16 protein-coding genes are annotated in these 19,025 nt (G+C 27.2%); 14 read left to right on the top strand and 2 right to left on the bottom strand.

The window, feature by feature from the left end:
* Positions 1-11: 11 nt before the first annotated feature.
* The 6 genes from OIF33_RS08120 to OIF33_RS08095 all read left to right on the top strand — a co-directional run bounded on the left by OIF33_RS08120 (position 12) and on the right by OIF33_RS08095 (position 4,772).
* Entirely contained in the window at positions 12-377 is a 366-nt protein-coding gene (locus tag OIF33_RS08120; protein ID WP_322503729.1) for a metalloregulator ArsR/SmtB family transcription factor, read from the top strand.
* A gap of 106 nt (positions 378-483) precedes the next feature.
* Complete coding sequence (locus OIF33_RS08115; RefSeq protein WP_322503728.1) at positions 484-849, top strand: hypothetical protein; 366 nt, start codon at positions 484-486, stop codon at positions 847-849.
* 100 nt (positions 850-949) lie between these two features.
* Complete coding sequence (locus OIF33_RS08110; protein WP_322503727.1) at positions 950-1,492, top strand: DUF4342 domain-containing protein; 543 nt, start codon at positions 950-952, stop codon at positions 1,490-1,492.
* A gap of 526 nt (positions 1,493-2,018) precedes the next feature.
* Positions 2,019-2,579, top strand: coding sequence for a ubiquitin (locus OIF33_RS08105; protein ID WP_322503726.1), 561 nt, complete (start codon positions 2,019-2,021; stop codon positions 2,577-2,579).
* A 263-nt stretch (positions 2,580-2,842) separates the two neighbouring features.
* A complete protein-coding gene (locus OIF33_RS08100; RefSeq protein WP_322503725.1) occupies positions 2,843-3,523 on the top strand; it encodes a response regulator transcription factor in 681 nt (226 codons plus the stop codon).
* The gene (locus OIF33_RS08095) at positions 3,516-4,772 is read left to right on the top strand and encodes a HAMP domain-containing sensor histidine kinase (protein WP_322503724.1); all 1,257 of its coding nucleotides are present in this window, start codon (positions 3,516-3,518) and stop codon (positions 4,770-4,772) included. Before OIF33_RS08100 ends, OIF33_RS08095 begins: the two co-directional genes overlap by 8 nt.
* Positions 4,773-5,470: 698 nt before the next feature.
* Here OIF33_RS08095 and OIF33_RS08090 read toward each other — a convergent pair.
* Positions 5,471-6,031, bottom strand: a complete 561-nt coding sequence (locus OIF33_RS08090) for a GNAT family protein (protein ID WP_322503723.1) — start codon at positions 6,029-6,031, stop codon at positions 5,471-5,473.
* 387 nt (positions 6,032-6,418) lie between these two features.
* On the opposite strand from OIF33_RS08090, the gene OIF33_RS08085 reads away from it, so the two are divergent.
* Both OIF33_RS08085 and OIF33_RS08080 read left to right on the top strand, forming a co-directional pair.
* On the top strand, positions 6,419-7,027 hold the full coding sequence (locus tag OIF33_RS08085) for a histidine phosphatase family protein (protein ID WP_322503722.1): 609 nt from the start codon (positions 6,419-6,421) through the stop codon (positions 7,025-7,027).
* Positions 7,028-7,320: 293 nt separating this feature from the next.
* Positions 7,321-7,716: a GNAT family N-acetyltransferase gene (locus tag OIF33_RS08080; protein ID WP_322503832.1), complete on the top strand. Its 396-nt coding sequence runs from the start codon at positions 7,321-7,323 to the stop codon at positions 7,714-7,716.
* Positions 7,717-7,845: 129 nt separating this feature from the next.
* Here OIF33_RS08080 and OIF33_RS08075 read toward each other — a convergent pair whose 3' ends face one another.
* Positions 7,846-8,307 (bottom strand): NUDIX hydrolase, encoded by a 462-nt coding sequence (locus tag OIF33_RS08075; RefSeq protein WP_322503721.1) that lies wholly within the window; start codon positions 8,305-8,307, stop codon positions 7,846-7,848.
* 348 nt (positions 8,308-8,655) lie between these two features.
* On the opposite strand from OIF33_RS08075, the gene OIF33_RS08070 reads away from it, so the two are divergent.
* The 6 genes from OIF33_RS08070 to OIF33_RS08045 all read left to right on the top strand — a co-directional run bounded on the left by OIF33_RS08070 (position 8,656) and on the right by OIF33_RS08045 (position 18,966).
* On the top strand, positions 8,656-9,636 hold the full coding sequence (locus OIF33_RS08070; protein ID WP_322503720.1) for a bile acid:sodium symporter: 981 nt from the start codon (positions 8,656-8,658) through the stop codon (positions 9,634-9,636).
* 219 nt (positions 9,637-9,855) lie between these two features.
* Complete coding sequence (locus tag OIF33_RS08065; RefSeq protein WP_322503719.1) at positions 9,856-11,166, top strand: MATE family efflux transporter; 1,311 nt, start codon at positions 9,856-9,858, stop codon at positions 11,164-11,166.
* A 305-nt stretch (positions 11,167-11,471) separates the two neighbouring features.
* Positions 11,472-14,465, top strand: coding sequence for an NPCBM/NEW2 domain-containing protein (locus OIF33_RS08060; protein ID WP_322503718.1), 2,994 nt, complete (start codon positions 11,472-11,474; stop codon positions 14,463-14,465).
* Positions 14,466-14,774: 309 nt separating this feature from the next.
* On the top strand, positions 14,775-16,409 hold the full coding sequence (locus OIF33_RS08055; protein WP_322503717.1) for an EAL domain-containing protein: 1,635 nt from the start codon (positions 14,775-14,777) through the stop codon (positions 16,407-16,409).
* A 463-nt stretch (positions 16,410-16,872) separates the two neighbouring features.
* Positions 16,873-17,754, top strand: a complete 882-nt coding sequence (locus OIF33_RS08050) for a pirin family protein (protein ID WP_322503716.1) — start codon at positions 16,873-16,875, stop codon at positions 17,752-17,754.
* A 336-nt stretch (positions 17,755-18,090) separates the two neighbouring features.
* Positions 18,091-18,966: an ABC transporter ATP-binding protein gene (locus OIF33_RS08045; RefSeq protein ID WP_322503715.1), complete on the top strand. Its 876-nt coding sequence runs from the start codon at positions 18,091-18,093 to the stop codon at positions 18,964-18,966.
* Positions 18,967-19,025: the final 59 nt, after the last annotated feature.

Below are 19,025 nucleotides of genomic sequence, written 5' to 3'. Positions count from 1 at the left end.
AGGAGAAGTTTATGGAAAAAGAATGTCAGGAAAGATTAAATGAAATAACATCAAAATTTAAAATATGTCGTAAAGCTATTTCTGCTATAGGCGATGAAACTAGACAATTGATTTTGCTTACACTTTTAGAGAGCGACTTTAATGGGATTAGAGTTGGAGAGATTACAGAGAAAACACATCTTTCTCGACCTGCTGTATCTCATCATCTTAAAATACTGAAAGAAGCAGAAATTGTGAATGTACGTAGAGAAGGAACAAAAAACTATTATTATCTAGATTCAAATGAATCACAGTGGACAACACTAACTGAGCTAATAAACCTTATATACATTGGAATACAACATATTGGTAAAGATGATGAAAGAAAAGAGGAGTAAACTAAGAGGATTAAAGCTTAATTTATGAAAAGTTTATGATATATAAAGAAATTTATAGTATAGTTAACTAATGTAATAAAATAAGTAGTTTCAGGAGGGGAGTCCTATGGAAAAATACACAAGAGAAGAATTGAAGGATGCACTACAAGTTGTATCTTCCACTATTAGTAGATGTGAAAAAATGCAGCCTAAGTTTGCAGAGGGTACATCACAACACACATTACTTAAGAATAGATTAAAGGCTCTATACATTTCAAAAGCATTAATAACAAATGAGGATATTATGGGCAAATATACAAAGGAAGATTTAACAAAAGCACGTCCACCTATATCTTCGATTATTAATAAATGTGAAAAAGCACAATCGAAATTTGAAGAGGGCACTTCTAATTACAATAGATTTAATAAACTAATAAAAGCCATGTATATATCAAAATCATTAATAACAGATGAAATTAATAAATTAAGTTAATTTTTAATCTAATTTTAATCTTTCTTATATTTTAGATTAATTTTCTAAAAGTATTATATAACCAAGATGAATAATGAATAAATTCGTGGAGGTAATATAGATGGAAAGAAATGAAATGATTAATACTTTAGTCAGAAAGGCTAATATAAGTCCAGAAGAGGCACAAGAAGTGCTAGAAAAATGTAATTGGGATCTTTTAGACGCTATTGTTTACTTAGAGAGAAGAGGAAAAGTAGAAAATAATGAAGTTACAGCCATCACTGTAGTGGAAGTAATGGAAGGGAAGCAAGAGGAAAAAGAAGATAAGAAAAAGCAGGATGAGAAATATGGTGGTATTGGAGAAATTGTTGGAAGAATGTTTAAATTTATAGGTAAGGTTATAAGAAAAGGAACTAAAAATTTCCTTGAGATTAGAAAAGAGGATCAAAAGCCAATAAGAATATCTTTAACAATATCAATACTTTTCTTAATATTCTTATCAGTACCAACTATAGTATTATTAATCATAGGTTTATTCTGTGGATATAAATACTCAATTTCAGGCCCTAACTTTAATTATGAGGGAGTAAACAACATTTTTGAAGAAGTATCAAAATCAGCAGATCATATCAAAAAAGATTTCAAAGAAGGATATGAAAAATAGTTTTTAGATAGTACTATTAAAGGAGCTACATCAAAACTTTTATATAAAACTTTATAAATATATTCCGAGAATTACTGAATTTTAAGTGAAAGTCTAAATTTTAATTTAGATTCTTGAACTTATACAATGGAACTTTAGTTACATTGTAGTCATTAATTATAGCCATTACTTCGAATAATTTGCTAAAGCTCAGAACTTAAGTGAAAATCCAAATTTTAATTTGGCAATTTGAACTTATGCAATGGAATATAAGTGACATTGTATTCCTATTAATACGATGCTTCGCTTCTTAACGCAAATTATTCTACGTAATAGCTTAAATTCTAAAGTTCATTCAGATATTCTCTTCATATTATTTATAAAGTTTTATTAACAAGTTATTTTGATATAGCTCCTTTATTTTTGTGGTGTGGAAATATTAAGGGGATGGTATAATTTAATTATTATGAAGAGAATTAAAATGAGGTTTTAAAGTTTGGCTACCAATATAGGAGTAGTGCGCTTCAGTAAATATGGAGGATCATTTATGGAAAAGCTTAAACTTGTAGATAAATTAAGAGATAAAGCTAATATAAGTTATGAAGAGGCAAAAAAGGCTTTAGAAAACAGTAATTGGGATATGCTAGAGGCTATGCTATATTTAGAAAAGCATGGAAAAGTGAAAAAGCCTTCAGTTAGCATATTTTATACCAATGAATCTAAAGAAAGTTACACTGAACATGGAGAAGTAGTTAATCTTAAAGAAGATAAAAAGAAGAATAATTCTGAAAGTAAAAATAATTTTGAAGGGATTTTTGAAGCCATATGTAAAGCAATAGATACCTGCAATAATATCTTCATTGAAATAATAAAAAGTAATAAGGTGCTTTTAAAGATTCCATTTACTGTATTAATTCTACTTTTATTTTTTGCATTCTGGATGATTATACCTCTAATGATTGTTGGACTATTCTTTGATGTAGAATTCTTGGTATCTTCTAAAAAGGTTAATGTAGATAAAATAAACAAAGTATTTAATGAAATATCAAAAGTAGTTAAAGACATAAAAAGAAAATTTACTGACCATACACACCATAAACATTCATAAGAGTTAAAGTATTTAATTTAGAGTTATGAACTTAAAATATTGAATTAATACCTATTTAAAATTAAAAGAGGAAACTCACTATTCACATGCGTTCATAGGAGTGCACGTTGTGTAACTTCAATTAATAAAGTAGTAAATTTAAAATTTTACTTAGTCTATATTTTGAAAGGATGTTAATTTAAAATAGAACTGTAATTAGGTTTGAAGTGCTATTTAAAATCAACACGGACCTAAAAAGAGTTTTCGCTTAAGGGGGTTAATTAATGGTTAAGATTTTAATTGTTGAAGATGAAGAAAAAATAGCAAGATTCATAGAATTAGAGCTAATTCATGAAGGATACAAAGTAATAAAAGCAAACAATGGTAGAACAGGTCTTGAAATTGCAGAAAGAGGAGAAGCTGACTTAGTTATTCTTGATGTTATGCTTCCTGAAATCAATGGACTTGAGGTATTAAGAAGAATCAGAAGAGTTTCTGAGGTTCCTATTATAATGCTTACTGCAAGGGATGCTGTAATGGATAAGGTTTCAGGCCTTGATGCTGGAGCAGATGATTATATAACAAAGCCCTTTGCCATAGAAGAATTACTTGCAAGAATAAGAACAGCTCTTAAAAAGAGAGTAGTTACAGTGAAAAAAGATGAAGATGTAATAAGCTGTGGTTTATTAACCTTAGATAAAATGAGACATAAGGTAATGTATGATGGCACAGAAATAGAATTAACTAATAGAGAGTTTACTTTGCTGCAAATATTAATGGAAAACAAAAATATAGTATTAACTAGAGACGTGCTTATAGAGAAAGTATGTGGTTATAACTATGTTGGAGAAACAAATGTAATAGATGTTTACGTAAGATATTTAAGAACAAAGATTGATGATGTCTTCAAAGTTAAAATAATAACTACAGTACGTGGTGTAGGATACGTAATAAAAGATGAGTAATAAGAATAAACCTAAAAATGTTACCTCTATTGCAATAAAGATTAATGCTATTTCTGTTAGAGATTTATTCTTTAGATTTCTTGCAATTGATATATGTTTAATGATTATTTTAGTTGGTCTTTGGTGTATTCAATCTGAAAAAGATTTCTATGGGAAATTAGTAGAAAATGCACAAAGGTCATTTAACTTTTTCCCTATAGAAACTTCAAACTATACAGTTGTTTGGAATGATGGAAAGACCATGGTTAAAGAAGCTAGCACTTTTTTATATACTCTTAGAAAAATAATAATAATTTTAGGCATAGTAGAAGGAATATTTTTATTAGAAGAAATAATATTTGGCACAGCGAAGATTAGAAAGGTCTTAAAACCACTTAATGAAATAGCAGAAACAGCAAGTAGACTTAGTAATATGGACTTTGATGAGGAAAAATTCCAAAGTCTTGAAGATGCCATATCAAAAATAAGTCCTGTAACATCTGATGAAAGAATACACATGGGTGATAGTGAGCTTCAGGGGTTAGAGGATGCAATAAACAAGCTTTTAGATAGAATGAGGGATTCCTATAGGCAGCAGGCAAGGTTTGTTTCAGATGCATCCCATGAACTTAGAACACCTATTTCTGTAATTCAAGGATATGCAAATATGCTAGATCGTTGGGGAAAAAATGATGAGAGTGTCTTGGAGGAATCTATTGCAGCAATAAAAACTGAATCTGAAAATATGAAAAATCTAGTGGAGCAGTTATTATTCTTAGCTAGAGGTATTAATGGAAAAACTCAGCTTACCATAAAGGAATTTTCACTTAATGATATGATGGATGAAGTTTTTGAAGAGTCTAAGATGATAGATAAAAACCATGTATATAACTACATTAAATCAGAGAATATAACCGTTCAGGGTGATATGACTCTCCTTAAGCAGACTGCAAGAATACTAGTTGAAAATGCAGCTAAATACACAGAAAAGGGAGAAGCAATAACACTTAGGGTAGGAAAAAATTCTAAAGGAGAAGCTTATTTTTCTATTCAGGATAATGGAATAGGTATGGATGAGAGTGATATACCACACATATTTGAACGTTTTTTTAGAGCTGATACAGCAAGAGTTAGAAAAAATGGAGGAACAGGTCTTGGACTTTCTATAGCAAAATGGATAATTGATAACCACAAAGGGTACTTTAGTGTTTTAAGCAGAAAAGGAATAGGCACAAGAATAGTTGTGTACTTACCACAAAATATGAAGTAGAAAATATAGCTATATTTTAGAGAATAATAAAAAATCAGTAGTAAAATAATACTACTGTTTTTTTGCTTTCCTTACAGCCATTAAAAAATATAATCCAAAAATAATAAATATAATAGTAATAGGTATTAGTATATTAGGATAAAGATAAAGAGAAAAAAGTACTTCAATTAAAATTAACAATGAAGCTATTAAAGGCAATTTATAAGCAATTAATACCTTTATAAATAAGCCTTTATCTAAATTTTTAACTAAAAAATTCTTTTTTACTATATCAGTTACTTTTAAAAGATTACCTATAGCTATATTCACAAACATTAATTCTACTAAGAATGGTATTAGAAAAGCTTTAAAGATAATGCAATATAGATTTAAAAGTAATAGAAAAAAAGACATCATTGAAAATATATAAGTTTTTTTCTTTATTAAAACATAGAGATTATCATTATTTCTAAAAAAATGATAATATTGAATTCCTTTTAATATTAGAATAGCAATAATTAAACTGATAATCTCAATTATAAATATTACATTATTTGGAATATAATCACCTTCTTTTCATAAATTCTATTGTATATAATTTTATCATAGAATAATTCTTGAAATTTTAACTGTATATAAACTTTATTGAAAGAAATATATTAAATAAGTTTTATATTGAAGTTTTGACACAGCTCCCTTTTATTATCAAACATTTGATTCTAAAGAGATAAATCCATTAATATTTCATCATAATAAACACCATCAATGTTAAAATAATTCTCATGAACACCTATTTTCTTAAAGCCATATTTCTCATATAGTTTAATGGCATTATTGTTAGATTCTCTAACACCAAGGCTAATAGTCTTAATTGATTTCTTATCTTTAGCAAATCTTATAAGTTCCTCCATAACAGCACTTCCAACTCCAATATTCCAATAGTCTTTTCTAACTGATATTGCTATTTCACTATTATGGCATATTCTTTTTCTATTAGAGGTACTTATTTGAGATATACTTACTATTTCATCATTAATAGTTCCTAGTAACATAAGAGAATTAGAACTTTGATTTATTTCTTCAATATAAGCTTTTTCCTGTTCCACTGTAAAATGAAACTCCCCCTTACCAAAAAGTAGATTATTACTTTCTCCACCTACAGTATTAAGATACTTAATTATGTTTTCAGCATCATCTTCTAATGGTTTTCTCAATATTAAATTTTTACCATCTTTTAAGTTTACAATGTTAAGAATATTATTATTATTTTCAATACCCATAGAAAGTCTCCTTTTTATATATAATTTTAAGTTAAAAGATAAAATCTTCTGTATAAGAATTTATTAATTCTAAAGTTATTAAAATATTTATTCATGTTATTTATAAGTATTGTGTTAGAGCTTAGATAATTCCCTACTAATCCATATACTTATACTAAAATTTTACCATAAAGATACTTTTTGAAATTTCAACTTCATGTAAACTTTATTAAAAGTATTTATTCCAAGTAAGTTTTACCTTGTGTTAATTGTTTCCAATATGCTTTTTTGATATGATTAATTAAAAGGATATAGTATTAGGAAAGTAGTGATTTATACTTAATAAAAGTAGAACTTAGATATAGAGTCTGAATAGGACAACTTTAAATAAATTTGGGAGAGTAGTAAATGAAAAATATAATAACTATCCAACATACACAGTCTATACATCACACTAATGGAATGGTTGGATCTTGGACTGATTGGGATTTATCAGAGCTAGGAATACAACAAGCAAATAATATTGGAAGAAATCTATCAAAAGAGTTAGCAAATAAAAAGTATGTAATATATTCTTCTGATTTATTAAGAGCTAAGAATACAGCAAAAATTATAGGCAAGCATTTAGAGGTTGAACCGATTTTTGTTACTGAGTTAAGAGAAAGAAATCTTGGAAAATGTGTTGGGAAATCAGTACAGTGGTTGAAAGAAAATATTGAAACACAAGAAAAATCTATTGATGATAAAATGTTTTCCGATGCAGAAAGTAGAAGAGATGAGTGGAATAGGTTATTACCTTTTTTTAATAAGTTAATGACAAATGAACATGAGAATATAATTATCGTTTCCCATGGAGATCTACTTAGCGTATTTAATACAATGTGGTTAGGAATGAATATTGAAATGCTTAATAGAAGTGAAATATTTGGGTTAGCTGGTGGAGTTACTTTTATGCAAGAAACAGTTGATGGAAAAAGATTTATTAAGCGAATGAGCGACATGTCATATATAAAGTGATAATAAGTTTAGAAGTTAGATAAATTAAAATAATATAGAATAAACTAAAAAATAAGAATTTACCAGTAATGTTATTTTACTATTTAAAGTGTTCACAAAAACATCTGTTTTAGTGGACATTTAGTTTTAGAATTTAATTTATGATATTATAATATAATTAATAAAGAAGGTAAGTGTTATCTTTTCAAATTTTATTTAATATATAATATTAAGGAGAATACTTACTTAGGAGGAATTGTTAAGTGATAAAAATTGAAGATTTAAACAGTATTAATAATAAGGATATGGAATAAATACTAGATACATGGGAATCATCAGTAAGAGCAACACATGACTTTTTAAGTAAAGAAGATATAATCTCAATAAAACCTCAAGTTATAGAAGGTGCTAAATATGTTAGTAGACTTTTATGTGTAAGAGACAAAAATGGTATTATAAAAGCTTTTATGGGGATATATGATTTTAAAATTGAAATGTTATTTGTAAGTAATGAAAGTAGAGGAAACGGAGTTGGAAAAAGACTTGTAGAATATGCAATAAAAGAGTTAAATGTAAATTATGTAGATGTAAATGAGCAAAATCCACAAGCAGTAGGCTTTTATAAATATATGAGGTTTAAAGTCTTTAAAAAATCTGAGTTAGACGAACAGGGAAATCCATTCTCTATACTGCATATGAAATTAAAATAATAATATTATAGTGTAACTAAATAAATATAAATAGAGTAATAATATTGAAATTTATTACTCTATTTTCATTCATTTGTCCACTTTTATTATATTTATATATCAATATTCATTTAAGAAATAGTCATTAAATTATTTTTCACCTAACAACTCCAAGGCTTCATTGGCCATAGTTAAAATATTCGCTTGTATGTTAGTTGAATTATTTAGCTCTTCTTTATTGTACCATTTAAGTATTTTAGATTCTTCAATTTCAGGGCATGTTTTAAAAGAGTTGGTAGTTGCATAATAAACAAAGTCTATATGTGAATGATTAGTATTTACATCACCAAAAATTGTGTGCATAGGATTTATTAGTAGCTTTTCTCCTGATAAGTCACATGATTTTTTTAGTGCTATATCTATGGGATTATACAAATTTATTTTTAATCCTGCTTCTTCTTTTGATTCACGAATACATGCCTCTTCTGGAAGCTCATTCAACTCTATATGTCCACCTAAAGGAAGTATTTTTTTAGCTTTTTTATGTAAATGTAACAACACCTTATCTTTACATACTATAAATACTGAAACTGTAAAATGTCTATCTATCATTATTTTATCTCCTTAAAAATTATTTTGTAGGAATAATTAGTTGTTGAATTATTACCTAATTATACAACAATTTCAAATTATTATAAAAACTGAATAGAAACAAGACTTCAAAGAGCAGTATATAGGTATAAATATACAGAAGTTATTAGATAAGTTAAAAGCGATTATACTTTTCTTTTATAGATTTATCATGTGAAGAGTTATTGAAAGGACATAGAGTTCATATTAATGCTAAAAATCTATTTATTACAAATGATAATCACTTTATATTGAAATTGTTTATTATTTATAGAATTGTATGATATAATTCTTTAGGTGATATACATTTTCAATTAGAAAGAGGTGAATATGATAGAAGAGGTAAATAAGTTTCAAAGTCTTGTTATTTTTGCCATGGTTTTATTAGGAATTTTACTAGGGCAAATAAATGTGGTACAAACTTATTCAGAATATTTAATAATGCCATCATTAACAATAATGCTATTTTTAGTATTTATACAAATTCCTTTAAAAGAGATAGGGAGTTCCTTTAAGAATATAAAATTTACATCAACTGCAGTTCTTATAAATTTTGTATGGACTCCAATAATAATATTTATTTTAGGTAGATTATTTTTAAGTAATTACCCAGAACTTTTAATAGGATTTATTATGCTTATGGTGACTCCTTGTACAGATTGGTACTTAATCTTTACTGGAATTGCTAAGGGGAATGTTCCTTTAGGATCTTCTATTCTTCCTTTAAACATAATATTACAATTGCTTTTATTACCAGTATACATATTATTAATAGGGGGAACTAGCGTGGAGATAGATGCTCTAAGCTTAGGCAAAGGAGTAATCTTTAGCTTAATGCTTCCATTATTATTCTCAATTGTGGCTAGAAAATTTATTATAAAAAAAGTAGGTAATGATAACTTTGAGAACAAAGTAGTTTCAAAGGCTTGTGATTATCAAGGATACTTTCTAAACATAGCTATTATAGGAATGTTTGCTTCACAAGGAAAAGTATTACTTGAAAACTATCAGATATTATTAATATTATTGGTACCAGTATTATTGTTCTTTATAATTAACTTTTTATTTGGAAGATTAGTAGAAAGAGCTATTAAACTTAACTACCAAGATAGTGTTTCTTTAAGTTTAACTATTCTTGCTAGGAACTCTCCAGTAGCATTATCAATTGCTGTTGCAGCATTTCCAGATAAACCTTTAATATCCTTGGCTCTCATAATAGGTCCATTGATAGAATTACCAGTGTTATTTTTAGTTTCTAAAATATTATTATCAATAAAAGTAAGAGAAGAATCTTCATATCAGTACAATTAATACTTTTAAAAAGATATAGTACATAAATATCTTTGATAAAGAGATATTATAGAGGTTTTATTTTCCATAAATTTGCAATAAACTTTAAGATATGGTATAATCTAATAAATTAATTTAATATGGTTATTATTCGCCACCGGGTGAATGTTAAGGTATCAAAGTATTCCAGTAGGTCTGAGAAGGAATACTCTGATACCTTTTTATTTTTAGGAGGTAATTATGAAGGAATTAAAGTTAAAGTTTATGAAGTATGTAAGCTTAAATGTTATGGGAATGATAGGGCTTTCCTGTTATATTTTAGCTGATACATTTTTCGTTGCAGAAGCTCTTGGAACTGTTGGTATTGCTGCACTGAATTTTTCAATTTCAATATTTTCTATTTTACAGGGTGTAGGACTTATGATAGGAATTGGTGGTGCAACTGATTTTTCAATTAGCAAACAAGAGAAGAGTAATTCAAATAATAAATCTTTTACACATGCTATTGTTATGGGAGCAGTGGCATCACTTATATTTGTTGTAGTGGCTATATTTTTTACTAAACAATTAGGAATATTGCTTGGAGCTGATGAAACAACCTTACCGCTTACTCAGGTCTACTTAACTACACTTTTAAGTTTTTCACCTTTTTTCATTTTGAATAATATTTTGCTTGCTTTTATTCGTAATGATAAAAATCCTAAACTATCAATGATTGCAATGCTTGTAAGCAGTTTTTCTAATATTATTTTAGATTATATATTTATGTTTCCACTTTCTATGGGGATTTTTGGAGCAGCTCTTGCAACAGGACTTTCTCCTATTATAAGTTTATGTATTTTATCTTCACATTTTATTTCTAAAAAGCAAAGTTTTCATCTCGTAAAATGTAAAATTCATTTTTCAAGAGTATTAAGAATAATTTCCTTAGGTTTTTCTTCATTTGTTGGAGAGCTTGCATCTGCAATAGCTTTAATTACATTTAATCTAATCATATTGAAGATAGAAGGAAATGTTGGTGTGGCAGCATATGGAATAGTAGCTAATGTAGCACTTATTGCTACAGCAATTTTTGTGGGAATATCTCAGGGAATGCAACCATTAGCGAGTAAATATTATAGTAAAAAAGATATGCTATCTGTGAATTTGATTCTAAAATATACAGTTATTACTTCCATAATTGCTTCAGTTCTTATTTATATAGTCATATTTTTTAATAAAAATATAATTATATCTATGTTTAACAGTGAAAATAATGATCAACTTGCTATTTTAGCATCAGTAGGAATGCAAATATATTTCATAGGTTATATATTTGCAGGTATAAATATTATTTCAGCAGCTTTTTTTAGTGCCACATCAAATGCAAAAGAAGCAATGATTGTATCTATTTTAAGAAGTTGTTTACTTCTTGTACCAATTGTTTTTATACTTAGTAGCATATTTAAGATGAATGGAGTATGGTTTTCATTTGTAATAACTGAATTTATAGTATGTATTATGACTATAATCTTTTTTTACTCTTTAAAAGGTAAGGACAAGAAAATTTAATATTGAACTTTTTATGTTAGCATATTAATATTTATTTAAAATAAATATTATTAAAAAGAGGGTATTTATGTCAGATTAAAACATAACCCAAATTAAAAAATAAGAGGATTTATATTTTTTCATACTTATAATTAGACAATTTAAAACAAGGAAGTTTTTAGATATAAAGATTTTTTTTGATATAGTTCAATATTTTAGATTTAATTCCAGTTTTGCATGAAAAATGACCAGTTATACAAAATATATTAAATTTTTATAAATAAATGTATATAATAAAGTGAAATTAATGTTAATAGGGGGACAATATGAAAAAGAAAAAAATTATTTGTAGTATTTTAACTATTTGTTTTTTAACTTCTTTATCTTCTCAAGGTGTAGTAGTACTAGCAAGTGAGAATAACAGTGAAATAACTAGTGTGCAAGCACAGGAAAAAAATAATGAGAATTATATATTCTTATCAGATTTAGAGTATATAAAAAATATGTCTAATACTTCATGGGGAAGTATAAAAATGAACCAAAACATTGATGGTGGTAAAATAACATTAAATGTTGATAGTGAAGCTCTTCAATTTGACAAGGGGATAGGAGCACATGCAACTTCAAATCTTGTATATGATATTTCTAAGTATTCTAATGATTATTCTAGATTTACTACATATGTAGGTATTGATAGAGCTCAATGGGATAGAGGAAATGGAATAAAAGTTACAGTTTCTGTTTCTAATGACGGTAAAGAGTGGAAGGATTTAAGTACAACAGAGGTTCTCAAAGGAAATAAAAATGCAGCATTTATTGATGTTAATATTAAAGGATTTAAATATTTAAAACTTTATGCAAATGATAATGGAACTAATGGTAATGATCATGCGGTTTATGGATCACCAAGAATTATGAAAGAAAATTATGATGTTAGTAGTGAATATCTAGCTGGAATTAAAAAGGTTGAACAATATGATGAGATTATTAAAAGTAAATATGAAATCAATTCACCTATTACGGGAGAATATGAAAACGTATTACTTCAAAGAACTTTTGTAAATAGAGTTGGGTTTAATACTCTTCAATCTGTTGCAAAATTAGGCAAAAAATATGAAGATACAATTAGTTGGATTATAAATAATAAAATAGCTATTAAAATGTATGTTACTGGAGGAGAGATTGAAGGGGGAGGAAGTTATACCAATTCAATTAAAGCCTTAGCAGATATTTATGAAAAACATAAGGATGATTTTAATGATTCTACAAATGGAAATTTATATTTAAAGATGGCTATTTCTACATCAATTAGCCATGCAAAAGATATAAGACTTTGGACAGGTAATGCTGAGGTTTCAGATCCATGTACAAGATATGAAATATATAAAGATCTTTATAACAATGGGTTAATGGCTCAAGGTGGAAATGTTGAATTGTTTAAAAATTTACCGGTTGAGCTTATGAGATGGGTAATGGATAACAAAATTGATGATGAAGAAATAAATTGGTTAGTAAACCATGCATTAACTAAAAAGAATCAAGGGAAAAATTATTTAGATGCTTATACATATATAAGATATACATCAGGGTTTAATTATAGTAGAGATAAATATTATGATCAATCTAAATTTGATGAATGGAATAATAAGTATAACATAGATGGATTAACTGGCTATGGAACAAAAGGTATCAATAAATTATGGATGGTATTTGAAGAAGGATCAGTATGTGGAGGTTTAGCTAAGACTTATGCAAATCTTTCTCAAGTTTTTGGAATGCCAGCAGCTGTTTTAGGACAACCTGGTCATGCAGCTACTTTAACTTATAGCCAAAATTCTCAAGGACAAGGAATATGGAGTATAAAGAATGATATTTCAGGATGGGTACAATCTGAGAAAGGTGAAAGATTACCTTTAGGATGGGGTTCAAAAGACTGGGATTCATATTATTCAGTAAGCTATATACTTTTAGCTCAGAAGGCTCTTGATGATTATGATAATTTAATACAAGCTTCATATTATAATTATCTTGCTGATGTATATAAAAATAGTCCGGAGAAACAGATAGAGATTTATAACAAAGCTCTTGAAGTTCAAAATTATAATCTTGATTCTCTTGTGGGGCTTATCAATGCATACAAAGTTTCAGGAAATAAAACAAGTAGTGACTATTTAAAACTTTCTCAAAGAGTGGCAGATGGACTTGCGTTTCATCCGTTACCATTTGTAGATGTTATGAAACTTATAGAAAACAATGTAACTGATGATTCAGATAAAGTTATTTTTGATATGCTTAAGACAAAAACACTTAAGAAAGCTACATTGGCTACAGAAAGTGATACTGTTCAACCTAATGCATGTAAAACCATGGCAAACCATCTTTTAGGACAAAATAAAATAGATCTTGCAACATTTTCATTTGATGGAGAAAATGCAGGTAAAATAAAAATTAATGATGTGTATTCAAATTCAACAATAAGATGGGAATACAGCTTAGATAGCTGGAAAACTAAAAAGGAAACTGATGCAAAGGAAGTAACTTTAGGCGAAGAAGAACTTCAAAAATTAAATAAAGAGCAAGACATTCAAATTTCACTTGTTGGAACTTCAGAAATTTATACAATTGACATAACTCAATATGAAGCACCTAAGAAGTTATATGTTAATGACCTTGAAAATCAATTTAGAGGGTTCAATGGTAATTTAGAATATAGTGAAGATGGTGGTAACACATGGAATAACTATGATATTGAAAATACTAGAATACTTGGAAATAAGAAAGTTCTTGTAAGATATATTGCTTCAGGAACAAAGATGCAAAGTGAGCCAGTAGAGTATAGCTTTACTGAGGATAACCAACCAGACACAAGAAAGTATGTTCAACTTAAAAATGTATCACTTTACAAGTATTCATCTCAACAAAATAATGGAGATGCTGCTGCTTCAAATATTATAGATGGAAACTTAAATACTGGATGGCATAATACATGGGCTGGAGAGAAAGATAAGTATTATTCAGTAGAGTTTGATAAAGCAAGATATATTACTTCTATAGAGTATAAACCAAGTGGCACTAATGGAATATTAAAAAATGTAGATATTTATACAAGTATGGATGGAGTACAATGGAAAAAATCAGGTGAAGTAAGGAACTTAAAAAACGACTATAATCTTAAGGTGTTGGATTTAAACCAACCAACAGAAGCTAAATTTGTTAAACTTCAAGCTGTTAATACCTATGGATATCCAAATGATGTTTTCTTTACAGGAAGAATGCTTAATTTCTTTGAAGATATTACTATGACAAACAGCCAGCAATAGATAGAGATAATAAATAAAAGTTTAAAATATAGATTAAAATTTTAAATAGTAATATATATGAAGAAGATGGAACTATAAAATACTTTCTAGTATAATAGTTCCATTTTTATTATATCTATTTTAAATTAAGAGCTATTGTAGAAAAATCTCCTTAAAATATATTTAGAATTGCTTTAGAGGACTTGTTTTCTAGGAGTAGCATATTTAACCCATTTTTTCTAAATATAGTTTTTTAGGGATGTTTTCAAATAAATTGTAAAATATAAAATGATTTGTTAAAATAGTTGCTAGGCATTGGAGGAAAATTTTATGAAAAAAAGAAAGAGTTTTATATTAGTAGTTATCTTAGTTTTTCTTATGGTGTTTGTTTTTTACAATATGCCAATATCAAAAAAAGAAGATAATAAAAGGATGATAAAAATAGGATTTTATGATTATTATCCATATTTTTATATTAACAAGGATTCAAAGGTATGTGGGGAGTATAATGATTTGGTCAAATCACTTTCTGAAAAATTAGATTTTAACTTTGAATATGTTAATTGTAGTATTTCAGAGTCACTAAAACAGCTAGAAAATAGAGAAATTGATTTAGTTTTTGGAATAAATAAAACACCAGAAAGAGAGAAGCTTTATGAATTTTCAGATGATTGTATAGATGAGGAACGGTACGTTATATATACAAATAAAAACATAAAGTATGGAAATATTAAAGCCTTAAATGGTTTAAAAATGGGTTATATAGAGGGTGAAACAAATAATGAGTGGGTTTTAAAATACTTAAAGAACAAAAACATAAATGTTGAATTAGTTAACATTTCATCTTATAAGGCAGCAGAATCTCTGTTAATTGAAAATAAAGTAGATTTTATCGTAGGAAATTCAGAGAGCGACATAAAAGATATGGGAAAAAATATTAGGAGTATTTTTGGATTTTCAGCTGGACCAACATATATTGTAGCTAAAAAGAATGATAAAGAATTAATAAGTGAAATCAATAAAGTTCTTAAAACAACAGATTACAAATCAAACAGAAATAATAATATATATTATAAATATTTTAGTGACTTTTTTAATAATACTAAAAATATATTAATTAGCATATCTATTTTACTTATACTTATAATTTCCGTTAAAAAAATGGGTCAGAAAATAATAATAATAACTAAACAAAAAAAGATTACGAATGATTTGAAAAAAGATAATTATACTCTTTATTATCAACCTATAGTGGATTTTAAATCTGAAAAGGTCAGGGGATTTGAAGCTTTATTACGGTTAATAAAAAATGGAGAAGTATTAACTCCATATCATTTTCTGAAAGATATTGAAGAAAGCAATATGATGCAAGAGGTAACATTGTGGATACTTAAAAGGGTAATTTCAGATTATGATATTATAAAAAAATACGATTTTGTTGATAAAGAAAACTTTTATATCTCACTAAATGTATCATTTAAAGAAATAGAAGATTTGGACTTTTTAAATGAAATAATAAAAATAGTTAAGGAAAAGAAAGTAAAAGAAAACACTATTTGTTTAGAAATTGTAGAAAAGTTTGGAGTAGAGGAAATAGAGAAAATAGAGAAAATACAAGAAAATATGAAGTTTTTAAAAGAAAATGGTATTCTTATTGCCATTGATGATTTTGGGGTGGAATATTCTAATTTAGATTTATTAAAGAAAATAGATTCCAACATTATTAAATTGGACAAGTTCTTTGTTGATGGCTTGAATGACTCCATAATCAGCATTAAAGTAATTGATTTTATATTAGAGATTTGTAAATTATCAAATAAATCTATTGTAATTGAAGGAGTAGAGGAGAAATATCAGGTTGACATAATAAAGACATTTCTTTATGAAAAAATTTATATTCAGGGATATTATTTTTCAAAACCATTAGATATTACAAGTTTAAGAAACTTAAATATAATAACTTAAAACCGTAATTTCTAAAAGTATTATATTTCAAATCTAAGCTTATAAATAAATAGTAAAATATAAGAGTATTCGCTTAAATATTAGGCGTTTTTTATTTGGTGAAAATAATTAAAAATCCAGATTTGATAATACTTAATGAGCTAATTAATTCTTTAAAAACCAAAAGTGTAGATATGGTAAGAAAGATTTTATTATTATATTAAATACATAGATTTTGAAGTAATAATATTAAATATGCAAGAAGTATATTAAGTAAAAATAACATAGTTAATATATTATTAATAAAATAGAAATAATTTATTCATAAAAATATTTTTTTCAACTTTTCTTTTATTTGGAATTTTATATTTCTTAAAATATTAAATAAAAAAATATAAAATTCAAAATATTGCTAATTTGAGAGCTAAAATAGATAAGCGTATACTTAAATGCAATAAGTTAAAAATAGAAGGGAAGTTTTAGTATGGATAAGTTTAGAACAATAGAAAAAGCTTTTAGAGGTCCTGATTTTCATATGGTTGGAGATGGCTTTAGAGTAACTCAATATTTTCCACAAGGAGAAAATTTACTTATAAGATTTTCACCATTCATATTATTAGATTATAACCCACCTTATTATTTTGAACCTTCAAAAGTTAGGTTAGGAGTAGGAGCTCACCCACATAGAGGCTTTGAAACTGTAACAATAGCATATGCAGGAAAAGTTGAACACCATGACAATAAAGGAAATCATGGAATCATAGGGCCAGGAGATGTTCAATGGATGACTGCAGGTTCAGGTGTATTACATAAAGAATATCATGAAGATGAGTTCTCAAAAACAGGTGGAGTATTACATATGGTTCAACTTTGGGTTAATCTACCAAAAAAAGATAAGATGACTCATGCGAAGTATCAATCAATAATAAAAGATGATATGGGAATATATAAGATTCCTGATGACTTTGGAGAAATAAAAATCATAGCAGGTGAAGTTAAAGGTGTTAAAGGACCAGCTAGTACTTTCTCTCCAATAAATCTATATAATGTTGATTTAAAGAACTTTGGAACAGTAACACTATCAGAACCTAGCAACTTTAATACTGGTATGTTAGTTATTGGTGGCAAAGTAAGGATTAATGATAATAAAACATTTGAAGAAAATGATTTTATTCTTTTTGATAATGTAGATGGAGATATAAAGATAGAATCAATAACTGAAACTTCTTTATGCTTAGTGTTAAGTGGAGAACCTTTAAATGAACCAGTTGTATCTTATGGACCTTTTGTAATGAATACTGAGGAAGAAATAGATAAAGCATATAATGACTTTGAAAGCGGAAAGTTTGGAACATTTGATTTCTAATTTTATTTAATAACGATAGGTTTGATATCTAAAAAGGTATCAAACCTATTTTTTTGTTTGAATTTAAAAACTTCATTAAGGCTCTGCTTTAAGTGAGTGTTGATTTCAGAGAGCCTTTCAGACCTACTTAATTTCGAAGAGAATTTTTATTGAATACTCTAACTAGCTTATTAAGATGGTCTTACAGTTCTATCTAAAATTAACATTGGTTTAAAGCAGAGACTTAATTTTAAGGTTTAGTTAAGGTTGAGGTTATTAATAGATAAGGTTAGCCCCTTAGTATATAAATTGTCAGTTTGATTAAGAAGATTAAATTTAAATAAAAGGAGAATTTAGATGAGCAAGTTAGAGATAATTAAGCTTAGAAAGGTTTATAAAGAAAAAGTTGCAAATGAGGATATAAACTTAGTACTTAATTGTGGGGTATATGGTTTGTTAGGAGCCAATGGTGCTGGAAAGACAACATTGATGAAACAGATAGTTACTCTTACAAAGCCTACAAGTGGCGAAATTTTATATAATGGCAAGAATATAGAGTCATTAGGGGATGAGTATAGAGACTTAATAGGATACTTACCACAAGATTTTGATGCCTATGAAAATTTTAAGATAATTGAGTTCATGGAGTATATAGCAGCCTTAAAGGATGTTAAGGATAGCAAAATAAAGATTAAGGAGCTATTAAATTTAGTCGGGTTATATGAAGTTAAAAATAGAAAGATGTCCAAACTATCAGGTGGTATGAAGAGAAGAGTTGGAATAGCACAGGCTTTGCTTAATGATCCTAAGATATTGGTTTTAGATGAACCAACTGCTGGCTTAGATCCACAGGAGAGAAATAGGTTTAGAAATTTAATATCTAACCTAGGAAAAGAAGCCATAGTAATATTATCAACTCACATAATTTCAGATATAGAGCAGATTTCAAAAGAGATAATAATGATAAAAAATGGGAAGGTACGTTTAAAGGCAACTAGTGAAGAATTGTTAGAAAAGATGAGAGGAAATGTATTTAGTAAGAAATTAAAGGATGAAGAGGAGATAAAAATAATTCAGAAGAAATACAAGGTGGTTAATATACAAAGGGGAGTAAACTATATAAAAGTTAGGTTTATAAGCCATTTCAAACCAGATATAGAGGGTTTAATAGAGGAAGAGCCTACTTTTGAAGATGTGTATATTGAATATTTTGAGTTAGAGGATGCCAAATAGAGTGATTTACTAGTAGATATAAAAGTTATAAGGAGATGATATTTTGAAGAATTCTAAGG

Origin of the sequence: Clostridium sp. LIBA-8841 (assembly GCF_034439435.1) — a bacterium.
In the GTDB taxonomy this organism is placed as follows: Bacteria; Bacillota; Clostridia; order Clostridiales; family Clostridiaceae; genus Sarcina.
This window is presented reverse-complemented; position numbering and strand designations above follow the sequence as displayed.

Bases quoted from the DNA above. Each gene is read 5' to 3' on its own strand.
- OIF33_RS08110 (WP_322503727.1), top strand. From the start codon at position 950: ATGGAAAGAAATGAAATGATTAATACTTTAGTCAGAAAGGCTAATATA.
- OIF33_RS08085 (WP_322503722.1), top strand. From the start codon at position 6,419: ATGAAAAATATAATAACTATCCAACATACACAGTCTATACATCACACT.
- OIF33_RS08060 (WP_322503718.1), top strand. From the start codon at position 11,472: ATGAAAAAGAAAAAAATTATTTGTAGTATTTTAACTATTTGTTTTTTA.
- OIF33_RS08115 (WP_322503728.1), top strand. From the start codon at position 484: ATGGAAAAATACACAAGAGAAGAATTGAAGGATGCACTACAAGTTGTA.
- OIF33_RS08070 (WP_322503720.1), top strand. From the start codon at position 8,656: ATGATAGAAGAGGTAAATAAGTTTCAAAGTCTTGTTATTTTTGCCATG.
- OIF33_RS08065 (WP_322503719.1), top strand. From the start codon at position 9,856: ATGAAGGAATTAAAGTTAAAGTTTATGAAGTATGTAAGCTTAAATGTT.
- OIF33_RS08055 (WP_322503717.1), top strand. From the start codon at position 14,775: ATGAAAAAAAGAAAGAGTTTTATATTAGTAGTTATCTTAGTTTTTCTT.
- OIF33_RS08045 (WP_322503715.1), top strand. From the start codon at position 18,091: ATGAGCAAGTTAGAGATAATTAAGCTTAGAAAGGTTTATAAAGAAAAA.
- OIF33_RS08100 (WP_322503725.1), top strand. From the start codon at position 2,843: ATGGTTAAGATTTTAATTGTTGAAGATGAAGAAAAAATAGCAAGATTC.
- OIF33_RS08120 (WP_322503729.1), top strand. From the start codon at position 12: ATGGAAAAAGAATGTCAGGAAAGATTAAATGAAATAACATCAAAATTT.
- OIF33_RS08050 (WP_322503716.1), top strand. From the start codon at position 16,873: ATGGATAAGTTTAGAACAATAGAAAAAGCTTTTAGAGGTCCTGATTTT.
- OIF33_RS08105 (WP_322503726.1), top strand. From the start codon at position 2,019: ATGGAAAAGCTTAAACTTGTAGATAAATTAAGAGATAAAGCTAATATA.
- OIF33_RS08075 (WP_322503721.1), bottom strand. From the start codon at position 8,307: ATGATAGATAGACATTTTACAGTTTCAGTATTTATAGTATGTAAAGAT.
- OIF33_RS08095 (WP_322503724.1), top strand. From the start codon at position 3,516: ATGAGTAATAAGAATAAACCTAAAAATGTTACCTCTATTGCAATAAAG.
- OIF33_RS08090 (WP_322503723.1), bottom strand. From the start codon at position 6,031: ATGGGTATTGAAAATAATAATAATATTCTTAACATTGTAAACTTAAAA.